Origin of the sequence: Roseinatronobacter sp. S2 (assembly GCF_029581395.1) — a bacterium.
Lineage (GTDB): Bacteria > Pseudomonadota > Alphaproteobacteria > Rhodobacterales > Rhodobacteraceae > Roseinatronobacter.
The window spans coordinates 128,283-148,281 of record NZ_CP121113.1 but is presented as its reverse complement, the minus strand read 5'-3'; the positions used below and the strand labels follow the sequence as shown (position 1 = coordinate 148,281).

General features: G+C 60.1%; 16 protein-coding genes and 1 pseudogene. 15 read left to right on the top strand and 2 right to left on the bottom strand.

All coding sequences use genetic code 11. From position 1 onward, the window contains the following. The first annotated feature begins 7 nt into the window (after positions 1 to 7). Genes pstA through P8S53_RS00705 form a run of 3 tightly spaced genes read left to right on the top strand, consistent with a single transcriptional unit; the run spans position 8 to position 3,669 of the window. Positions 8 to 1,798 (top strand): phosphate ABC transporter permease PstA, encoded by a 1,791-nt coding sequence (gene pstA, locus P8S53_RS00715; protein ID WP_277805253.1) that lies wholly within the window; start codon positions 8 to 10, stop codon positions 1,796 to 1,798. A 10-nt stretch (positions 1,799 to 1,808) separates the two neighbouring features. Further along, the gene (gene pstB / locus P8S53_RS00710) at positions 1,809 to 2,618 is read left to right on the top strand and encodes a phosphate ABC transporter ATP-binding protein PstB (protein WP_277805252.1); all 810 of its coding nucleotides are present in this window, start codon (positions 1,809 to 1,811) and stop codon (positions 2,616 to 2,618) included. A 7-nt stretch (positions 2,619 to 2,625) separates the two neighbouring features. Beyond that, positions 2,626 to 3,669: an ATP-binding protein gene (locus P8S53_RS00705; protein WP_277805251.1), complete on the top strand. Its 1,044-nt coding sequence runs from the start codon at positions 2,626 to 2,628 to the stop codon at positions 3,667 to 3,669. A gap of 36 nt (positions 3,670 to 3,705) precedes the next feature. Here the strand turns inward: P8S53_RS00705 and P8S53_RS00700 are convergent, their stop codons facing one another. After that, positions 3,706 to 4,590 (bottom strand): HAD-IIA family hydrolase, encoded by an 885-nt coding sequence (locus P8S53_RS00700; RefSeq protein ID WP_277805250.1) that lies wholly within the window; start codon positions 4,588 to 4,590, stop codon positions 3,706 to 3,708. 237 nt (positions 4,591 to 4,827) lie between these two features. Between P8S53_RS00700 and P8S53_RS00695 the strand changes: the two genes are divergently transcribed. The 10 genes and pseudogenes from P8S53_RS00695 to P8S53_RS00655 all read left to right on the top strand — a co-directional run bounded on the left by P8S53_RS00695 (position 4,828) and on the right by P8S53_RS00655 (position 15,084). Then, complete coding sequence (locus P8S53_RS00695; RefSeq protein WP_277805249.1) at positions 4,828 to 5,610, top strand: DeoR/GlpR family DNA-binding transcription regulator; 783 nt, start codon at positions 4,828 to 4,830, stop codon at positions 5,608 to 5,610. Continuing rightward, positions 5,607 to 6,638 carry an ABC transporter ATP-binding protein gene (locus P8S53_RS00690; protein WP_277805248.1) on the top strand — a complete coding sequence of 344 codons (1,032 nt, stop codon included), beginning with the start codon at positions 5,607 to 5,609 and terminating at the stop codon, positions 6,636 to 6,638. Before P8S53_RS00695 ends, P8S53_RS00690 begins: the two co-directional genes overlap by 4 nt. A 59-nt stretch (positions 6,639 to 6,697) precedes the next feature. Further along, on the top strand, positions 6,698 to 7,963 hold the full coding sequence (locus P8S53_RS00685; RefSeq protein ID WP_277805247.1) for an ABC transporter substrate-binding protein: 1,266 nt from the start codon (positions 6,698 to 6,700) through the stop codon (positions 7,961 to 7,963). A 90-nt stretch (positions 7,964 to 8,053) separates the two neighbouring features. Further along, positions 8,054 to 8,947 carry a carbohydrate ABC transporter permease gene (locus P8S53_RS00680; protein ID WP_277805246.1) on the top strand — a complete coding sequence of 298 codons (894 nt, stop codon included), beginning with the start codon at positions 8,054 to 8,056 and terminating at the stop codon, positions 8,945 to 8,947. A gap of 38 nt (positions 8,948 to 8,985) precedes the next feature. Next, complete coding sequence (locus P8S53_RS00675) at positions 8,986 to 9,816, top strand: carbohydrate ABC transporter permease (RefSeq protein ID WP_277806666.1); 831 nt, start codon at positions 8,986 to 8,988, stop codon at positions 9,814 to 9,816. Between the two features lie 3 nt (positions 9,817 to 9,819). Next, a complete protein-coding gene (locus tag P8S53_RS00670; protein WP_277805245.1) occupies positions 9,820 to 10,617 on the top strand; it encodes a metallophosphoesterase in 798 nt (265 codons plus the stop codon). Between the two features lie 45 nt (positions 10,618 to 10,662). Beyond that, complete coding sequence (locus tag P8S53_RS00665) at positions 10,663 to 12,321, top strand: Na/Pi cotransporter family protein (RefSeq protein WP_277805244.1); 1,659 nt, start codon at positions 10,663 to 10,665, stop codon at positions 12,319 to 12,321. A 178-nt stretch (positions 12,322 to 12,499) separates the two neighbouring features. Beyond that, a pseudogene (locus P8S53_RS21255) lies at positions 12,500 to 13,027 on the top strand (fasciclin domain-containing protein); the annotation flags it as partial. Between the two features lie 15 nt (positions 13,028 to 13,042). Beyond that, complete coding sequence (locus tag P8S53_RS21250) at positions 13,043 to 13,573, top strand: fasciclin domain-containing protein (protein WP_306417845.1); 531 nt, start codon at positions 13,043 to 13,045, stop codon at positions 13,571 to 13,573. A gap of 233 nt (positions 13,574 to 13,806) precedes the next feature. Beyond that, complete coding sequence (locus tag P8S53_RS00655; protein ID WP_277805242.1) at positions 13,807 to 15,084, top strand: FAD-binding oxidoreductase; 1,278 nt, start codon at positions 13,807 to 13,809, stop codon at positions 15,082 to 15,084. A gap of 398 nt (positions 15,085 to 15,482) precedes the next feature. Here the strand turns inward: P8S53_RS00655 and P8S53_RS00650 are convergent, their stop codons facing one another. Next, positions 15,483 to 16,361, bottom strand: coding sequence for a LysR substrate-binding domain-containing protein (locus P8S53_RS00650; RefSeq protein WP_277805241.1), 879 nt, complete (start codon positions 16,359 to 16,361; stop codon positions 15,483 to 15,485). A gap of 243 nt (positions 16,362 to 16,604) precedes the next feature. Between P8S53_RS00650 and P8S53_RS00645 the strand changes: the two genes are divergently transcribed. Together P8S53_RS00645 and P8S53_RS00640 are read left to right on the top strand one after the other, a co-directional pair. After that, positions 16,605 to 18,119 carry an aldehyde dehydrogenase family protein gene (locus tag P8S53_RS00645; RefSeq protein WP_277805240.1) on the top strand — a complete coding sequence of 505 codons (1,515 nt, stop codon included), beginning with the start codon at positions 16,605 to 16,607 and terminating at the stop codon, positions 18,117 to 18,119. A 252-nt stretch (positions 18,120 to 18,371) separates the two neighbouring features. Next, entirely contained in the window at positions 18,372 to 19,979 is a 1,608-nt protein-coding gene (locus tag P8S53_RS00640; RefSeq protein ID WP_277805239.1) for a BCCT family transporter, read from the top strand. The last annotated feature ends 20 nt before the right edge of the window (positions 19,980 to 19,999 follow it).

Here is a 19,999-nt window from a genome sequence, read left to right as displayed (position 1 = left end):
GACAGACATGACCAGCTTGAACGAACAACAACCGCCTGCATCCGGGGCCGCTGGCATTGCCGCTGTTGCCGCGCGCGACGCGGTGAAGCCACGCAACCGCAGGCGCTATTCTGCGGACCTGTCGGCGCTGGGGGAACCCGCGCTGTGGGGGTTTGGCGGTGCCCTGGCGCTGGGGATCATCCTGATCGCGGGCTTTTTGATGGTTGTCTTGTATAACGGGGCAACGACCTTCTGGCCCAAACCCATCGACCGGGTGGCGTTGACCGACGGCACGGTGATTGCAGGTGTGGAACGTCGCGGCACCATCTTTCGCCCCGACCTGCCGCGCCTGACCGAAGAACAGCGCGCCGTGGTCGAGGAAAATGAAGGTTTCGCCTACCGCACCCTGTATCAGACCGCGAATTTCGACCTGTATGGCGATGATTTCCAGTGGGTTGCGGATTTTGAAACCGCCAATGTCACCCAGCCCGACGATTTTTACTATTTCGAGCGCCAGACATGGGGTGTGTTTGTAGGCCGCATCGCCGGCATGACCATTGACGGGCAGGAAATGGCCTATGACGCGGATGTGCTGAAGCGCGAACAGCGTGCCGCCCGCGAACGGTTCCGCGAAATCCGCCAGCTTGAACGCAGCGAGATCGGCGCAATCAACCACCACATCGAACGAGAGCGTCTGGCCCAGCGTCGCGCCTTGTTGCGCGAGGGCGAATTGCAGCGCGGCGAGGCCGCAGACGTCGATGTGATGGCGTCACAGGCGCGCGACGGCGTCTTGGCCGAATCGCAGGCCCGCATCCAGACCCTGCAAGCCGAGTATGAGGTGCTTCAGGCCCGCGTGAACGAAATCCGCGCAAATGACCGGCGCTACACTGTCACGCTGGAAGAGGTGGGCGGTCGTCAGATCACCCCTGAGATCAGCCAGATTGTCCGCTATTACCCTGCCAACACCATCGGGATTGCCGACAAGATTGGCATTTATGTATCGCGCTGGTGGGAATTCGTGTCTGCCGAACCACGCGAGGCGAATACCCAAGGCGGCGTTCTGCCCGCAATCTTCGGCACGGTGGCGATGACATTGCTGATGGTGGTCTTCGTGGCCCCCTTTGGTGTGATTACGGCGCTGTATTTGCGCGAATATGCCAAACAGGGGCGGGTGACGTCGATTGTTCGTATATCTGTCAACAATCTGGCCGGTGTGCCCAGTATTGTTTACGGCGTGTTTGGTCTGGGGTTCTTTGCCTACACAATGGGCGGCACGATTGACCAGTTGTTCTACCCTGAAAACCTGCCCAACCCGACCTTTGGCAAGGGCGGCATCTTGTGGGCATCGCTGACACTGGCGCTGTTGACAGTGCCGGTGGTGATTGTCGCCACCGAAGAAGCGCTGGCAGCGGTGCCACGGTCCATGCGCGAAGGGTCATTGGCGTGCGGTGCGTCGAAATGGCAGACCATCCGTTATGTGGTGCTGCCCAAGGCGCTGCCGGGCATCATGACCGGCATGATCCTGGCAATGGCGCGCGGCGCGGGCGAGGTGGCACCCCTGATGCTGGTGGGGGTTGTGAAACTGGCCCCCGCGCTGCCCATCGACGGCTTCTATCCCTTCATTCACCTTGATCGCAGCTTCATGCATCTGGGGTTCCATATTTTTGACGTGGGGTTCCAGTCGCGCAATTCCGAAGCGGGCAAGCCGATGGTTTTTGTAACCACGCTGCTGCTGCTGGCCTTGATTGTCGCCATGAACGCAACTGCCATCATCATACGCAATCGCCTGAAGCGCAAATACGCAACCGGCCAGTTCTGAGGCTCAAGACATGAATGACATCATAGAATTCGAACCCACATCCTACCACGTCAAGAAGTCCACTGACGGCCCCGCGCTGGATATCACTGATTTCAACCTGTGGTATGGCGAAGCGCAGGCCCTGTTCGATTGCAATCTGGAAATCCAGAAAGGGCAGGTCACCGCGCTGATCGGGCCATCGGGTTGCGGCAAATCCACGCTGTTGCGCTGTCTGAACCGGATGAACGACCTTGTCGACGGGTTGCGCATTCAAGGTAAAATCACCGTGGACGGTTTTGACATTTACGCCAAAGGTGTTGATGTGATTGCGCTGCGCAAACGCATGGGCATGGTGTTCCAGAAACCCAACCCCTTTGCCATGTCGATCTATGACAACATCACCTATCCGCTGCGGGTGGATGGTATCACCAAACGGTCCATTCTTGATGAAACCGTGGAACGCGCGCTGCAACAGTCCGCCCTGTGGAAAGAGGTCAAGGACCGCTTGCAAGAAAGCGCCCTTGGCCTGTCGGGCGGGCAGCAACAGCGCCTGTGCATCGCGCGCGCGGTCGCATCGGACCCCGAAGTGTTGTTGATGGATGAACCTTGTTCCGCCCTTGACCCCATCGCCACCGCCCGCATCGAGGAACTGATTGAAGAGTTGAAGGGCACCTATTCCATTGTGATGGTCACGCATTCGATGGCACAGGCCGCGCGGGTTTCCGACAACACGGCGTTTATGTATCTGGGGCGCCTGATTGAATATGGTGACACTGACACAATCTTCACCAACCCGCAGAAATCGCGCACGAATGACTATGTAACCGGCCGGTTCGGATAACAGTGTCATGTATGACGCGGCGACAACTGCGCTGATCGCGGCCCTGCCGCACCCGGTTTTGCTGGTGGATATGGCGGGGGGTGTTGTGAAGGCAAACCCGCCCGCCACCGAATTGTTCGGCGCGCGCATTGCAGGTGCGCAGATCCGTGCGCATTTGCGCCAGCCGGAAGTTGCGGGAATGCTGGACCGTGTGCTGGGCGGGGTGCCTGAGGGGAGCGCAAGTTTTGTCTCCTCCTCGGGCAGTCGCGAAACGGTCTGGCATGTGATCGCGCGCCATGTCGGGGATGGCACGGTTGTGCTGTCGCTGGGGGACGTGTCCGATATTGAAGCGGCGGAAGCGCAGCGCCGTGATTTCGTCGCCAATGTCAGCCATGAACTGCGCTCTCCCCTAACGGTGCTGTCGGGGTTTATTGAAACATTGCAGGGACCGGCAGGTGACGATCCGGGCGCGCGCGCGGAATTTCTGGGCATCATGGCCGATCAGGCCGAACGCATGACCGGCCTTGTTTCGGACCTTCTGTCCCTAAGCCGTGTCGAATCCGCCGAGAAGATACGCCCGCGCACGCCGGTGTCCATCGATATGGTGCTGAAAGCCACGCTTGCCGCCCTGCGCCCCCAGATAGAGGCTGCGCAACTTAGCATTTCCTATCAGGTTCCTGATGATATAGCCGATGTTCCGGGCGATTATGACCAACTGGTTCAGGTGTTCCACAACCTGATCGAGAATGCCCTGAAATACGGCTTCAGCGGCGGTCGTATAGAAGTGGCGGCGCAACAGATGCCGGCAATGCCCGGTTTCGAAGGGGCCGTATTGCGCGTCAGTGTGCGCGATTTTGGCGAAGGTATCGATCCTGTCCATATTCCGCGCCTGACCGAAAGGTTCTACCGCGTGGACAAGGCGCGGTCGCGTGACAGTGGTGGCACGGGGCTGGGACTGGCGATTGTCAAACATATCCTTAGCCGACATCGCGGGCGGCTTGTCATCCGCTCGGCGCAGGGTGAAGGCACCATATTTGATGCCGTTCTGCCCTGTGGCCCGCCACAGAATTGATGCCTGAAGCCATGGGCCATGGATTTGGGCCAACCATCAGATCCGTTCGGTGCGCCAATCGGGGTGTATTGCGCTGCGTTGACAAAAACTGTCCGTATCCGTGCCTGCAAAAAGCCCGTCGCGGGTAACCAATACCGTGCGCCAGCCGCGCGCTGCGGCGCCAAGAATATCGGTATGAAGGGTGTCGCCGCACATGATAATCCGGTGGGGCGGGGTGTCTGGCAATGTGGCTTCGATCATCTGGTGAACCTGCGGGTAGGGTTTGCCGAAATAGGTCAGCTGGCCAAGGTTGGCATCGGCCAACAGATGCGCATAATAGCCCGGTTCCAGTGAAAAGCCGCCTTCGCGCGGGGCGACAAGGTCTGCATTTGCCACGATCAACGGGCGCGGTCTGGTGCGCAGGCTGCGCGCAAGGATGTCTTGACGGGCGTCTGTCCATGCCGCAGTCGACAAAAAAAGAAAGCTGTCCACGCGGTCGAAATCGCGCACGCTGTCGCCCAGCCGGCATATCGTGGCGTCAATATCGCTAAGGTCGTCTGCCGGGGCGGTTATGCACCCCCAAAGCCCTGATCCCAGCCCTGATATGGCGGCATCGCGGCTGGTGACAATTTCATCCGGTGTAACGGGAATGCCCAGTCTGCAGAATTTTTCTGTCGCGGCGTCATGGGTGTAGCTTGCTGCATTGGACAGGATGCGGATGGCCTTGCCAGCCGCGCGCAACTGTTCGATGCGCTGCGCGGCCCCTGCGATGGGCGTTTCCCCGATATTCAGCACGCCGTAGGCGTCGAAAACGAACGCGTCTGCATCCGGTGCAATATCAAGAAGCGAGTCGACCGCCTTGGTTGTCGCGCCAAAGCGGGCTTTGGGCATGCGGTGGCGGACTGTCTCATAACGGTCAAAAATACTTGCTACGTTATCCATGCGTGCGATCTGCTCTTTTCATTCGCGATGTCGGACCTGTTTTCGTCATAACGATCCTGCATCAGGATGAAAAGCAAAAGCAACAAAAACACAAAATCTGCGGCGATGCGGATGCATTTGCGTGAATTTATGGCCTGAATATCGTCATCATGGCGGGATTGGGCGCTGGATTTCAGGAATTTTTGTTGCTTTGTTGTTTTTGCTTGGTATATTTTCTAACAAAGCAACAGGGGTATCATGGCGTCAAAAAAGATCAGACGGTGCGACCTTATCCAGCAGGTGGTGCAGGAACGCGGGGGTATCAGCGTGGGCGCGCTGGCCGATATGCTGGGTGTGTCGATGCAAACCATCCGCCGCGATCTGGACACGTTATGCGATGACGGCACCATGCGCCGCGTTCACGGGCGCATTGAACTGGCGGAAGACCGGCTGAACACGCCTTTTGACCAGCGGGCGGGCACCAACCTTGTGGGCAAACGCGCCATTGCCGAAGTGGCGGCCGGAATGATCCCTGATGGCGCAACGCTGTTTTTGTCCATCGGGTCGACCGCGCTGAGCGTGGCGCGCGCCCTGCATCGCCGCCGCGAACTGACCGTCATCACGAACAACCTGAGTGCGGCAATGGCCCTGAGCGAGGAAGTCTCGAACAGGATTATCCTGCCGGGCGGGGAATTGCGCCTGCCGGACCGCGATTTCATCGGCGAAGAAGTGGTGTCCTTCTTTGGCCGCTACCGCGCCGAATACGCGGTTTTCGGCACCGCAGGTGTGGATATTGACGGTGGCCTGTCAGAATTCCATCAGGCCGAAGTGCGCGCATCAGAACGCATGCGCCAGAACGCGCAAACATCGGTTCTGGTCATAGACCGCAGCAAGTTTGGTCGCCACGCCCCGTCCATCGGCTGCGCCATCACCGAGGTGGACCATGTGATCTGCGACCGCCCACCGGCTGCGGATTTTGCTGCATTGATCGAAGACCTTGGTGACCGGATCGTGTTTTCAGAAGAAAGAGAAATGGAATGACCGACCCTTTCGTTCATGTCGACAGTGTCGAAAAGCGCTGGAACGGCCAGCTTGGGGTCGAGGACATTTCACTGAGCATTCCGCGCGGGTCTTTTGTGGCGTTGCTGGGTCCGTCGGGTTGCGGCAAGTCGACCACGCTGCGCCTGCTGGCGGGGCTGGAGGTACCTGATAGCGGCAGAATTATCATTGACGGGCGCGATGTGACCGCAAGCCCTGCCGCAGAACGCGGCTTGTCGATGGTGTTCCAGTCCTATGCGCTGTTTCCGCATCTGGATGTCGCCGAGAATGTGCTGTTCGGCCTGAAGGTGCGCCGTGTGCCGCGCGCCGAGCAGCGCAGCAAACTGGCGCAGGCGCTGGAAATGACCGGCCTGACCGGATTGGAAAAGCGCAAGCCCGGCCAGATTTCGGGCGGGCAGCGCCAGCGGGTTGCACTGGCGCGCGCCATTGTCGCGGGCCATCCGCTGTGCCTGATGGATGAACCCTTGTCCAATCTGGACGCGAAATTGCGCCATTCCGTGCGGCGCGACATCAAGAAACTACAGCGCGATCTGGGGATGACCGTCATTTATGTTACCCATGACCAGACCGAAGCCATGAGCATGGCCGACATGGTTGTGCTGATGAAGGATGGCCGGATCGAACAGTTCGGCAAACCTGTCGATCTGTATGAAACCCCTGCCAGCATCTTTGTTGCGGAATTTGTGGGCAGCCCGCCCATGGCGCTGGTTGAATCCGGCGTTATGCCTGCCGAACTGGAACGCTCCGACAAGCAGGTGGTTTATGGCATTCGCCCCGAGCATCTTGATCTGGCCGAACCGGGGTCGGGCCTGATGCAAGCAGTGATTACCCATTGCGAATATATGGGGTCGGAAACATTCCTGAGTTTCGAGGTTCCCGGCACAAGCGGGTTGACAGTGCGCCTGCCGGGCGAAGTGCGCAGATCGGTCGGGGAGGCGGCCGGTCTGACGTTTGATCGCGCGAACCTTCATGTGTTTGACAAGAACACTGGCTACAGACTGCCGCGTTAGACCCGCATCATTGCCGCCATATGCAGCGGTGATGCATTCAACCCAAGGGAGGAACTACCATGACACGTCATACCCTGACTGCCACGCTGCTGGCCGGTGCCACAGCATTGACCGCGCTGCCCGCCAGCGCACAAACCGAACTGACCATGTATTACCCCATCGCGGTCGGCGGTGCGCTGACACAGGTGGTCGACGGGCTGATTGCCGAATTCCACGAGGCCCATCCAGATATTCGCGTGAATTCCATCTATGCGGGCAACTATGATGATACGCGCGTGCGCGTTCTGTCGGCCATTGCATCGGGCGACTCGGCCCCGCTGTCGGTGTTGTTTTCCATTGATGCACTGGATCTGATTGAACAGGAAATGATCATTCCCTTCGATCAGGTTCTGGAAACCGATGAAGAACGCGAATGGCTGGACAGCTTCTATCCCGGCCTGATGGCCAATGGCCAGATCGACGGGCAGACATGGGGCGTGCCGTTCCAGCGTTCAACCATCGTTGCCTATTACAACAAGGATATGTTCAGCGCCGCAGGTCTTGACCCTGAAGCACCACCCGCCAACTGGGACGAGTTGGTCAGCATGGGGCTGGCACTGCGCGAAACCGGCCCTTACGGCATCATGATCCCGTCCACCGGCTACCCTTACTGGATGTTTCAGGCACTGGCCACGCAGAACGGGATGGAGTTGATGAACGGTGACGGCACCGAGACCTATTTCGACGACCCCGCCGTGATAGAGGCGCTGGAATATTGGGTGTCGCTGTCGGCAGAGCATGACATCATGCCATCGGGCACGGTCGAATGGGGCACATTGCGTCAGGCGTTTCTGGAAGGGCAGACCGCAATGATGTGGCACACCACCGGCAACCTGACCGCTGTGCGCGATCAGGCCGGTTTTGATTTCGGCGTTGCCATGCTGCCCGAAAAAGTTCGCCCCGGTTCGCCCACGGGTGGCGGCAACTTCTATCTGTTTGAAGGGGCCAGCGATGATGAATATCGCGCCGCCCTGACATTGATCCGGTTCCTGACCGATGCAGAACGCGCCGCGCAATGGTCGATTGCCACAGGTTATGTGGGTGTCAGCCCTGCGGCCTATGAAACCGATGTCCTGCGCGCCTATGCCGAAGAATTTCCGCCTGCGATTGTTGCGCGCGACCAGCTGGAATATTCGGTGGCGGAATTGTCCACCTATGAAGGGGCGCGGGTGCGCGATGCGCTGAACACCGCAATCCAGTCCGCGTTGACAGGTTCGGCCACGCCCGCGGATGCGCTGACACAGGCGCAAGGCATCGCCGACCGTCTGCTGACCCCCTACCGCTAAGATCATCCCTGACGGGGGGCGCATGCTGTGCCCCCCGCCGTTCGTCCGGCCAGCGTCCTGCGGGTGCGGTTCTTCGTCTGGAGTGACAGCATGAATGATCTTGCAAGATACGAGCGCCGCCGCCGCATCATGTATGGCTGGATGCTGCTGTCACCTGCGCTGATCTTGTTGTCGTTGTTTGCCTTCATCCCGTCGGCAATGACCTTCTGGTCAAGCCTGTTTTCGCGCGGAACACGGCGCAACCCGTCCGAATTTGTGGGCGCGGGCAATTATGACCTGCTGTTTGCCGACCCGACATTTGCCAAGGTTGTGGTCAACAACCTGATCTATGCGGGCGTGACGATACCTGTGTCGATCATCATCGCGCTGGCGATGGCGCTATGGGCGAATTCGAAAATTCCCGCGCGTGGTTTCGTGCGCACCGCCTTTTTCACGCCGACAATCCTGCCAATGATTGCTGCGGCAAATATCTGGCTGTTTTTCTATACGCCGGGCCTTGGGGTGCTGGACCAGATTGGCGCGCTGTTCGGGTTCGGGCCGGTCAACTGGCTGGGGCGCCCTGAAACCGCGCTTTGGGCCGTGATCATCGTGACCATCTGGAAAGAAGCCGGTTTCTTCATGATTTTCTATCTGGCCGCGCTGCAAACCATACCGCCGGACCTGAAAGAAGCCGCCGATATCGAAGGGGCCAGCCGCTGGACCTATACCCGCCGGATTGTCCTGCCACTGCTGATGCCGACGACAATCTTCGTGGCCGTCAATGCCCTGATCAATTCCGTCAAGCTGATTGACCATTTGTTCATATTGACCAAGGGCGGGCCGTCGGATGCGTCGAAACTGGTGCTGTATTACATCTGGGAACTGGCGTTTTCCTATTTTGACAGGCCGCAGGCGGCGGCGCTGACCGTGATGGTGCTGGCCGTGCTGGGGGTTACAGCGGCGATCAAGTTCATCATTCTGGACCGCAGGACACATTACCAATGAGCGATGCCCTTAAATCCGGTCAAGCACCCCTATATGTCATGGCCCCCAAGCGCAGCTTCCGGCCCCGCCTGACACTGGCGCTGGACACGTTCGCGGCGTGGACCCTGGCCATCGTATGGATTGCACCGCTGCTGTTTGCCGTGTGGGCGGCGTTCCATTCTACGTCGGATGCCGTGAATTTCAACCTTGCAGGCGCATGGACGCTGGACAACTTTCGCACCGCGTGGAACGGCGCGCCGTGGATGCGCTATTTCTTCAACACCTTTTTGCTGGTCAGCGTGGTTCTGGCGGGGCAGTTGGTGGTGACCACGCTGGCAGGTTATGCGTTTGCACAGTTCCAGTTTCCGGGGCGTGATGTGCTGTTCATCATTGTGCTGTTGCAGCTTTTCATCCTGCCAGAGGTGCTGATCGTCGAGAATTACGCCATGGTGTCACGGCTGGGCATGTTCGATACGGTCTTCGGGATCGGCACACCCTATTGGGCCAGCGCTTTCGGCATTTTCCTGATGCGGCAGGCGTTCAAAAGTGTGCCCAAAGAACTGGATGAAGCCGCGCGCATAGAAGGGTGCAGCTGGTTCGGTGTGCTGTGGCGCGTCTATGTGCCCTCGGCCAAACCCACATATCTGGCCTATGCGCTGGTGTCGGTGTCCACGCATTGGAACAACTTCCTGTGGCCGCTTATCGTCACCAATTCCGAAACCACACGACCGCTGACCGTCGGGTTGTCCCTGTTTGGCGCGCCCGAAAGCGGGGTGAATATTTCGGTTATTTCAGCCGCAACCATCATGTCGGTTGCGCCGCTGCTGATCGCGTTTTTGCTGTTCCAGCGCCAGTTTGTGCAGGCATTCCTGCGCGCGGGGATCAAATAAGCCATGGCGCGTTTTCTGCACCTGACTGATTTGCATGTTGTGGCGCCGGGCACCTTGTGTTCCGGCATGCTGGATACCGGCGCGATTTTGCGCGCGGGCGTGGACCGCATTCTGGCGCAGATGCCCGCCATCGGCCCGCTGGACGGGGTTCTGGTGACTGGTGATGTCAGCGAGGATGGCAGTGCCGCAAGCTATGATCTGGCGGTTCGTGAACTGGCGCGGTTTGGTCTGCCTGTCTATGCCGTGCCGGGCAACCATGACAACCGCGCTGCATTTCGCGCGGCCTTCGGGGGGGCGGCATGGATGCCCGCTGCGGGGGCTGTTGACTGGGTTGTTGACTTGCCCGATACCCGCATGATCGGGCTTGATACGCTGGTCGAAGGGCAGGGCGCGGGGCGGTTGCAACCAGACAGTCTGGAATTTCTGACCCATGCGCTGAATGGCGCGGGCGCGCGCGCAGTGGTTGTGGCCCTTCATCACCCGCCCTTGCGGACAGGTATCCGGTTCATGGACAATATCGGGCTGGAAAATACCGAAGATCTGGCCGCCGCAATCCCCGCGAATTGTGGGCCGCTGATCTGTGTGGCAGGGCATGTGCATGGTGTATATCTGGGCCGGATCGGGGCGCACCGCGTTGTGACCGCGCCGTCCCTGTGCAGCGCATTCGCACTGGACAGGCGCCCTGATGCGCGGGTGGGTTTTCTGACCGGCCCGACGGGATACGCCCTTCTGGACACCGGACCTGACGACAGCTGGACGGCACAGCCGCTGTTCATGGGTGACGGCCCCTTTGACTTCTAGCGCCTTGCCCATCAAGGTAGGATCTTCTTTTTCCAGCGGGACATCATGGAAACCTCGCCCATTCTTTTTATTCTGAATATGGCCGGCGCGGCTGCGCTGCTGATATGGGCTGTGCGACTGGTGCGCACGGGGTTTGAACGCGCCTTTGGCGGGCAGTTGCGCCTGTGGTTGCGGCGGTCCACGTCAAACCGCGTGGCGGCTGCGGCCAGCGGGGCGGGGGCGGCGGTGCTGCTGCAAAGCTCCACGGCGGTGGCCATGCTGATGGCGGGTTTTGTGTCCGCGGGCGCGATTGGCAGCATGGCGGGTATGGCCATTGTGCTGGGGGCCGATCTGGGGTCGGCGGTGGTGGCGCTGATCCTGAATTCGCGGCTGGAGGGGATCACGCCAATTTTGCTGCTGGGCGGGGTGCTGATATTCCTGCGCAGTTCACGCAGGCGTTTGCGCCAGATCGGGCGCATCATGATCGGGCTGGCGCTGGTGTTCCTGTCGCTTGACCTGATCCGTGCGGCCAGCCTGCCGCTGGTGGACAGCGCAGGCGCGCGCGGTGTCATGCTGTATCTGGCCAATGATCCGATCAGTGCCTTTTTGCTGGCGGCAGCCTTTGCATGGCTGGTGCATTCCAGCGTTGCGGCCGTGCTGTTATTCGCGACATTGGCCGCGCAGGGGGCACTGCCGCCCGTTGCGGCTTTTGCCATGGTTCTGGGGGCCAATCTGGGCGGGGCCATGATTGCGGTGTTGCTGACGCTGAAATCGGATGTTGCTGTGCGCAGGGTGATCTGGGCCAATCTGGTGTTGCGTGGTGGCGGTGCGGTCTTGGTTCTATGGGCCATCGTCGCGGGGCAGATTCCTGTCACCCTGTTGGGCGCGGATGCCGGTGCGCAGGCGTTGCATCTGCATTTGCTGTTCAACGCCGTTTTGCTGGCGGTGTGCCTGCCGCTGGTGGGGCCGATCACGCGCATGACATCCGTGCTGGTTCAGGATGCGCCCAACCCCCATGCCGCCGATCTTGCGCGAACCGCGCTTGACCCGACGGTGCAGGATCAGCCCAGCCGCGCATATGCCTGTGCCGTGCGCGAACTGGTGGATATGGGCAGCCGTATTGAAACCATGACGCGGCAGGTCATCCCCCTGTTCGAGAGTTTTGACGACGTGGCCGCGCAGAAAATGCAGGACGCGCTGGAGCGTGTGGAAAGCCGGTCGCTGGAGGTGCGGATCTATCTTGCCAAGGTGCGTGGCCGCGAGGGCGACGAGGATATCGGCACGCGCGCATTCGAGTTGTCCGCAATCGCCATGAACCTGGAGGCGGGCGCCGACATGATTGCCCGCAAGGCCGTTGAACTGGCGCGCCGGAAATCACTGGAAAACCTTAACTTTTCCGCCGATGGCTGGCGGGAGTTGCAGGATTTTCATGATGTCGTGCTGCGCAACGTCCAGCAGGGTATTGCTGTTTTGATGTCCGAAGATGTGGGCCTTGCCCGCGAATTGGTCCAAGAAAAGGAAAAGGTGCGCAACATCGCGCGCGACCTGCAATCGCGCCATCTGGAACGCCTGCGTCAGGGGTTGGCGGAATCGATCGAGACAAGCGCGATCCACCTTGAACTTCTGCGGGCCTTCAAATCATTGAACACGTCATTTGCGATGATCGGCTACCCGTTGCTGACCAAGCGCGGAGAGTTGCTGGACAGCCGGCTGACCGGCGCGTAATTCACGCCCCCCAACCTACCAGATCCGCTGACGCCTGCGCAGCGATCGGGCCGCGCCCGGATTTCGAATGCCGCTTGGTTGAAACTTCTTCCACACCGTTTCGTAACCATAGGACAAAACGCCAATATCGGTGTAACCGGGAGAAATATTCATGAAACTATCACTTCGCGCAACCTTGATGGCCGCAACCGTATTTGCATCCGCACCCGCTGTCGCACAAATGACAGACAACCCCATGGTCGGCGGTGCGCCGATGCTTGCAGAACGCAATATCGTGGAAAACGCCGTGAATTCCGCAGATCATACCACGCTGGTTGCCGCCGTGCAGGCCGCCGGTCTGGTGGACACGCTACAGACCGAAGGGCCGTTCACGGTGTTTGCCCCTGTAAACGCGGCATTCGACGCGCTGCCCGATGGCACCGTTGAAACGCTGCTGATGCCCGAAAACATTGACGCCCTGACCGAAGTGCTGACCTGTCACGTCCTTGGGGCGAATGCGATGTCCGATGTCATTGGCGGCATGATCGCGGATGGCGGCGGTGTCCACATGGTCGAAACACTGGGCGGTTGCATGCTTGAAGTGCGCGCATCGAACGGAATGATCACCCTGACAGATGAAACCGGCGGCACCGCAACCGTGACGATTGCCGATGTCGTTCAGTCGAACGGTGTTATTCACGTCATTGATGCCGTGTTGCTTCCGGCGGCAGATGATGCCGCGATGGACGAAGATATGCCGATGCAGACGGGTATGGATGCGGGCGACAACCCGATGGTTGGTGGCGCGCCCATGTTCCCCAGCCGCAACATTGTGGAAAACGCCGTGAATTCCGCAGATCACACCACGCTGGTTGCCGCCGTGCAGGCCGCCGGTCTGGTCGAGACATTGCAAAGCGAAGGGCCGTTCACCGTGTTCGCACCCACCAACATGGCGTTTGACGCGCTGCCTGATGGCACGGTCGAGACATTGCTGATGGAAGAAAACCGCGAGACACTGACCAAGGTTCTGACCAGCCATGTCGTTGCGGGCAACATTTCTGCCGCGCAGCTGACAGCGCGCGCACGCGCATCGTCGGACGGGTTCTACCACTTCAACGCCGTGTCGGGGGCTGCGCTGTCGGCACAGGTTCGTCCGTCAGGCGATGTGTATATCTTTGACGAAAGCGGAAATGCCTATCTGGTCAGCGTCGCGGATGTGAACCAGTCAAACGGTGTGATCCACGTTGTTGACGGCGTGCTTCTGCCGCGCTGATACCATTGCACTGACACTCTGATGCGGCAAGGCGGGGATGACCTGCCTTGCCGCCTTTCGCAATGGGTGGCGCAGTGCCTGTGTATCTGATGTATCCGCAAGCAGCGCATATCTTCAACTGCGCAGTATTCCGCAACGGAATGACATCAGACCAAGTCAACGCTGGCATTGTGGCGGTTTCCGGCACAAGATTTGGGTGGTTGATGCCCTGATCGGAACGAAAGGCCCCCAATATGCAAGGCGATCCGCGCAGTCATGGACTTTGGGACGTATCGGCGCCACCCGCGCCCGCGACCCAGCCCCTGACCTGTGCTGTGCGTGCCGATGTTGTGGTGGTGGGGGCTGGCTATACGGGGCTGTCAACCGCGCTGCATCTGGCCGAGCAGGGCAGTGATGTCGTTGTGCTGGAAGCGGTCGATATCGGTTTTGGCGGGTCGGGGCGCAATGTCGGTCTGGTCAATGCAGGCATGTGGGTGATGCCCGATGCGCTGGTCGACACCCTGGGCGCAGATCAGGGCGAGCGGTTGATTTCCTATCTGGGTGCAGGTCCGTCACTTGTCTGGGATATTATCGCGCGCTACGCGATTGCGTGCGAAGCCACGCAGGCAGGCACGCTGCATGTCGCGCCTGACCGCGCGGGGGTGGCGGAACTGGCCGAACGTCATACGCAATGGGCGCGGCGGGGGGCACCTGTGGACTTGCTGGATGCGCAGGCTACTGCCGGACGGCTGGGCACGACGCATTATAAGGGTGCCTTGCTGGACCGGCGCGCGGGAACAATTCAGCCGCTGTCCTATGTTCGCGGGCTGGCGGCGGCTGCAATCGGGCAGGGGGCGCGCATTTTCACGGCCACGCCCGCCATGGGCATGCGCGCCGATGGTGGCGGCTGGCAGGTCGCAACACCGCAGGGGTCGGTCACGGCGCAAAAGGTGGTGTTTGCAACCGACGCCTATACCCGCCACCTGATGCCGCAGATCCGCACGCAGCAGGTGTTTTTGCCCTATTTCAATCTGGCCACAGCACCGCTGCCCGATGCGCTGGCCAAGACCTTGCTGCCGCAGCGCCAAGGGGCATGGGACACACGGCAAGTGCTGACATCCTTTCGGATGGACCAGCAGAACCGACTGATTTTCGGGTCTGTGGGCGCGCTGCGCACTGGCGGTGCGCAGATACATCGGGCGTGGGCGCGGCGGGCCTTGGCGCGGATATTCCCGCAACTGGGGGCGGTGGATTTTCAGCATCAATGGCACGGCACTATCGGCATGACCAACGACCACTTGCCACGGTTTCACGAACTGGCGGACGGTGTGGTGTGCTTTTGCGGCTATAACGGGCGCGGCATTGCACCGGGCACGGCATTCGGGCGTTCGCTTGCGGGGTGGTTGCGGGGCGGCAATGAAGAACTGCCCCTGCGCCCCAGCACGCCGCAAGATGCCCCGTTGCGCAACCTGAAAGGGGCGTTCTACGAATTTGGCGCGCAGGCCTTCCATCTGGTTGACGCGCGGATTTAAAGCATGTCGCGCAAAAGCGGGAACCGGTTTTGGACATGCGTATCAACAGGTTTGGGGCGGGTCGCGTGACTGCGAATGAACACGGGCGCGCACTGGAACGTCGTCGGATCAGGTTGAAACATCCGGTTGGGTGGTGCTGGCGTGAAGGGGACACCCAAAGGCGCGGATTCAAGGCCGAAGGCCGCCGCGCCATCGGTGGGCCGTCCCGCGGCCTGCCGATTTGGCCAGCGACACGCCAAGCCTTGGATGTTGGAGTGTGTCGCCTGCATAAAGTGAACTTCACCAACGCCGGATCGGCAGACCCCGGCCCACCGATGGCGCGGGCTTAGTTCCCGCGCCAACGCCCCATTCAGGCCAGCATTACCCAGCCTTGCGATTCCATCTGACATGACACCGCCCTAGGTGACCTGACCGATGATCCAGTCGCGAAATGCCAGTGGCACCGGATCTGACGCGCTGGCATCTGGAATGGCCACCCAATAGGCGGCATCCGTTGACAGCGACCCGCCGGACAGCGCGCACAGATCGCCCGTCTGCAATTCGCGTTCTATCAGATAGCTTGGCAGCAATGCGGCCCCGATTCCGGCCAGTGCCGCTTCGATCAACAGTGAAAACTGGTCAAACCGGTGGCCCTGAAACCCCCGCGTCACAGGCTGGCCCTGCGCGCTTAGCCATTCGGGCCACAGCATGGGGCGCGATTCAAGATGCAGCAGCGGCAGGTCATCGGGCAATATGTCGCCTGTCACGACACCGGGCGCGGCCACGGCCAGCATCGTTTCGGCGCATAGATATGTGCAGCTTGCACCGGGCCAGGCGGGCTTGCCGTAATGAATGGCCAGATCAACACCGGCATCTGTCATATCGAACGCGCCCTGACGGGCCGTAATGCTGACCTGCAAACCTGGATGCGCGGTCAGGAAGCTGCACAGGCGCGGCATCAGCCAGCGGCTGCCGAAGGTTGGCAAGGTGACAACAGACAGATGCCCGGTGACATCGCGCCCGCTGGCGGCACGGATTGACAGGTTCTGCAATTCTGCCAGCAGCCGCTCTATTTCGGGGCGCAACCGCTGGCCGGCGGTGGACAACACGATCCGCTGGCGCACGCGTTCAAACAAGGCGATGCCCAACTGGGTTTCCAGATCCTTGATCTGCCGGCTGACGGCGCTTTGTGTCAGGTTCAGGTCCACCGCCGCGCGGGTAAAGCTGCCATGGCGTGCCGATGCCTCGAAGGCTTGCAGCGCGGCAAGGTCCGGCAACTGGCGGCGGCTTAGCTTCATTCCTGCCTCGCATCATGTCAGGTGAAATTGGCACGTTTCATACGAAACTTGATGTTCTATATATATGACATGCTAAACTGGCAAGCTGGGGGGATGGGCATCATGGCGGCCACACCTGCCTTTGAAACCTGACTGCTATTGTATGGAACACCCCGCATTTGACCGCCCAAGCCGGTGGAAACTTGCAAACCCGTGACACGCAGCACCTTGATGCAGGGCGTGTTGAGTTCAGAAGGACATGATATGATTGATATTCCACAAACCACGAATGACATACTGGCCGGTTTCGGTGTTGACCCCGCCGCATATACGGGCGGCACATTGGCCAGCTTCTCGCCTATTTCCGGCGAACAGATTGCCCTGCTGCCCGAACACGATGCTGATGGTGTGACCGCCGCGATTGACCGCGCTGCCGCCGCCTTCCGCGACTGGCGCAATGTCCCCGCCCCGCGCCGTGGCGAGTTGGTGCGCCTGCTGGGCGAGGAATTGCGCGCCGCCAAGGATGATCTGGGCCGCCTTGTGTCCATCGAGGCAGGCAAAAGCCCGTCTGAAGGGGCGGGCGAAGTGCAGGAAATGATCGATATCTGCGATTTTGCGGTCGGCCTGTCACGCCAGCTTTATGGCCTGACCATCGCCACGGAACGCCCCGGTCATCGGATGATGGAAACATGGCACCCGCTGGGCGTTGTGGGCGTGATTTCGGCGTTTAATTTTCCTGTAGCCGTGTGGTCATGGAACACGGCACTGGCGCTGGTCTGCGGCAATGCGGTTGTCTGGAAACCGTCCGAGAAATCACCGCTGACGGCATTGGCCAGTCAGGCGGTTCTGGAACGGGCGCTGGCGCGGTTCGGTGATGCGCCTGCGGGGCTGGCACAGGTTGTCATCGGCGGGCGCGACACGGGCGCGGCGCTGGTCGATGATCCGCGCGTGGCGCTGGTGTCGGCCACCGGATCAACCCGCATGGGGCGGCAGGTGGGGCCGCGTGTGGCCGCGCGGTTCGGGCGGTCCATTCTGGAACTGGGTGGCAATAATGCGGGCATTGTCTGCCCGTCTGCGGATATGGACATGGCGCTGCGGGCCATAGCATTCGGGGCTATGGGCACGGCAGGCCAGCGCTGCACCTCCATGCGGCGGCTGTTTGTGCATGACAGTGTTTATGACGCATTGGTGCCGGGGCTGGTCAAGGCATACGAATCCGTCACCATCGGCAACCCACTGACCACGCAGGCGCTGGTCGGCCCGCTTGTGGACCGCGCTGCGTTCGACGCGATGGCGGCCGCGCTTGATGCGGCGCGCGCGGCGGGCGGCACCGTTCACGGCGGCAACCGCGTGACCGATGTGGCCCCCGACAGCGCCTATTATGTGCGCCCCGCGCTGGTTGAAATGCCCGCGCAGACTGGCCCCGTGCTGGAGGAAACATTCGCGCCCATCCTGTATGTCATGCGCTACAGCGATCTTGAGGATGCGATTGCGCAGCAAAACGCTGTGGGTGCGGGGCTGTCATCGTCGATCTTCACCACCGACCTGCGCGAGGCGGAAACCTTCCTGTCAGCGGCGGGGTCTGATTGCGGCATTGCCAATGTCAATATCGGCACATCGGGCGCGGAAATCGGCGGTGCATTCGGTGGCGAGAAGGAAACCGGCGGCGGGCGCGAAAGCGGGTCTGACGCATGGAAAGGCTATATGCGGCGCGCGACCAATACCATTAACTATTCGCGCGAACTGCCACTGGCGCAAGGCGTCGTCTTCGACATCTGATGCTGTGCCTGCCTGTCCCCGCCTGTGCCACAGCGCTGCTGTGGTCCGGGCCGGGGCATGCAGGCCGCACAACCTTTGGATGCGCTTGAATAAATTTTTCCTTGCATGAAGTGAACAGACCTGCAACGATTTCTGATCAGGCTTTGTGTGTGACGATACGCGCACATACCAACCATCGGCAAAATGACCTGCCGCGATGGGCCAATTTGACAACGCAGCCACTTTGTGGACGCGGATCAGAAAGGAACTCTTATGGAGAAGCTTGCACTTCAACTTGGGCTGCGCACGAATGTAACGATCTTTTTCTGGTCCGCCGGGCTTATGATCGTGTTCCTGTTCGCGTTGATCATAGCCCCCGAGGCCATTGGCGACTTCTTCGCCGATGCGCGATCTTGGGTTGTCACCAATCTTGGCTGGTTTTTCATTATTGGCGTCAATGTCTGGCTGATCTTCCTTGTCTGGATCGCCTTCAGCCGCTTTGGCAATATTCGCCTTGGGCCTGTTGACAGCAATCCCGAATATTCGAACCTGTCGTGGTTCACCATGCTGTTTGCAGGCGGCATCGGGACGGTGCTGATGTTCTGGGGCGTGGCGGAACCGATCCTGCATTTCGCATCCCCGCCCTATGCCGAGACCGAACCCCATTCCGTTGAGGCCGCGCGCGAGGCGATGGGCTTTTCGCTGTATCATCTGGGCCTGCACACATGGACAATTTTTACCCTGCCCGGGCTGGCCTTTGCCTATTTCATCTATCGCTATGACCTGCCGGTCAGGGTCAGTTCGGTGTTCTATCCGTTCCTGAAAGAAGGCATCCACGGCCCTATCGGCAAGGCCATCGACATTGCTGCAATTCTGGGCACGCTGTTTGGTGTGGCGGTGTCGATCGGGCTTGGAACACGCCAGATCAATGCAGGTCTGTCCGAATTGATGGGCGTGCCCGACAGTGTGACAAGCAAGGTGATCATTATCATCGTGCTGACGGCGGTTGCCACCACATCCATCGTGGTCGGGCTGGATAAGGGCGTCAAGGTTCTGTCGAATATTAATATCGGCATGGCAACAGGGTTGATGCTGTTCGTTCTGGTCACCGGATCAACGGTGTTCCTGCTGCGCGGCATCATCGAGACTGCGGGCATATATGCGACCAATATTTTCCCGATGGCATTCTGGAACGACATGATGGCCAGCTACACCAATGATGACGGCTGGGGCTGGCAGGGGGGCTGGACGGTCTTTTACTGGGCCTGGACGGTGACATGGTCACCCTTCATCGGCATTTTTGTGGCGCGTATATCCAAGGGGCGCACCATTCGGGAATTTGTGCTGGGCGTGCTGCTGGCACCGTCCCTGTTCACGCTGGTCTGGTTCGCAATCTTCGGCTGGTCCGCGATGGAGATTGACGGCATCGGGGCCGCCGCGCGCGACGCCTTGGGCGCAAATGCGGGCCAGATTGCCGAAGCTGTGGGCCGTGGCCCCGAATTCGCGATGTTCGCGTTTTTCGAGAATTACCCCGCGACCCAACTGATACAGGGTCTGGCGGTGGTGATCGTCGCGATCTTCTTTGCCACATCATCAGATTCCGCGTCTTTGGTCGTTGATATGCTGTGCACAGGCGACACCGAACCCGGCCCCGTGCGCCAAAGGGTGTTCTGGGGCGTGTCGGAAGGCGCGGTTGCCGCAATGCTGATCGTGCTGGCAGGCGAGGCTGGTCTGGTAGCCTTGCAGCAGGTGATTACAGTGGTCGGGCTGCCGATCTTTATCCTTGTTTTCGCGATGATGTTTGCACTGCTAAAGGCGCTTCTGGCTGAAAACATATCCGGGGTGAAGGTGGGCAGACCGCCGGACATCAAGAACACCTGAGTGGTCTTGTAAATCAGAAT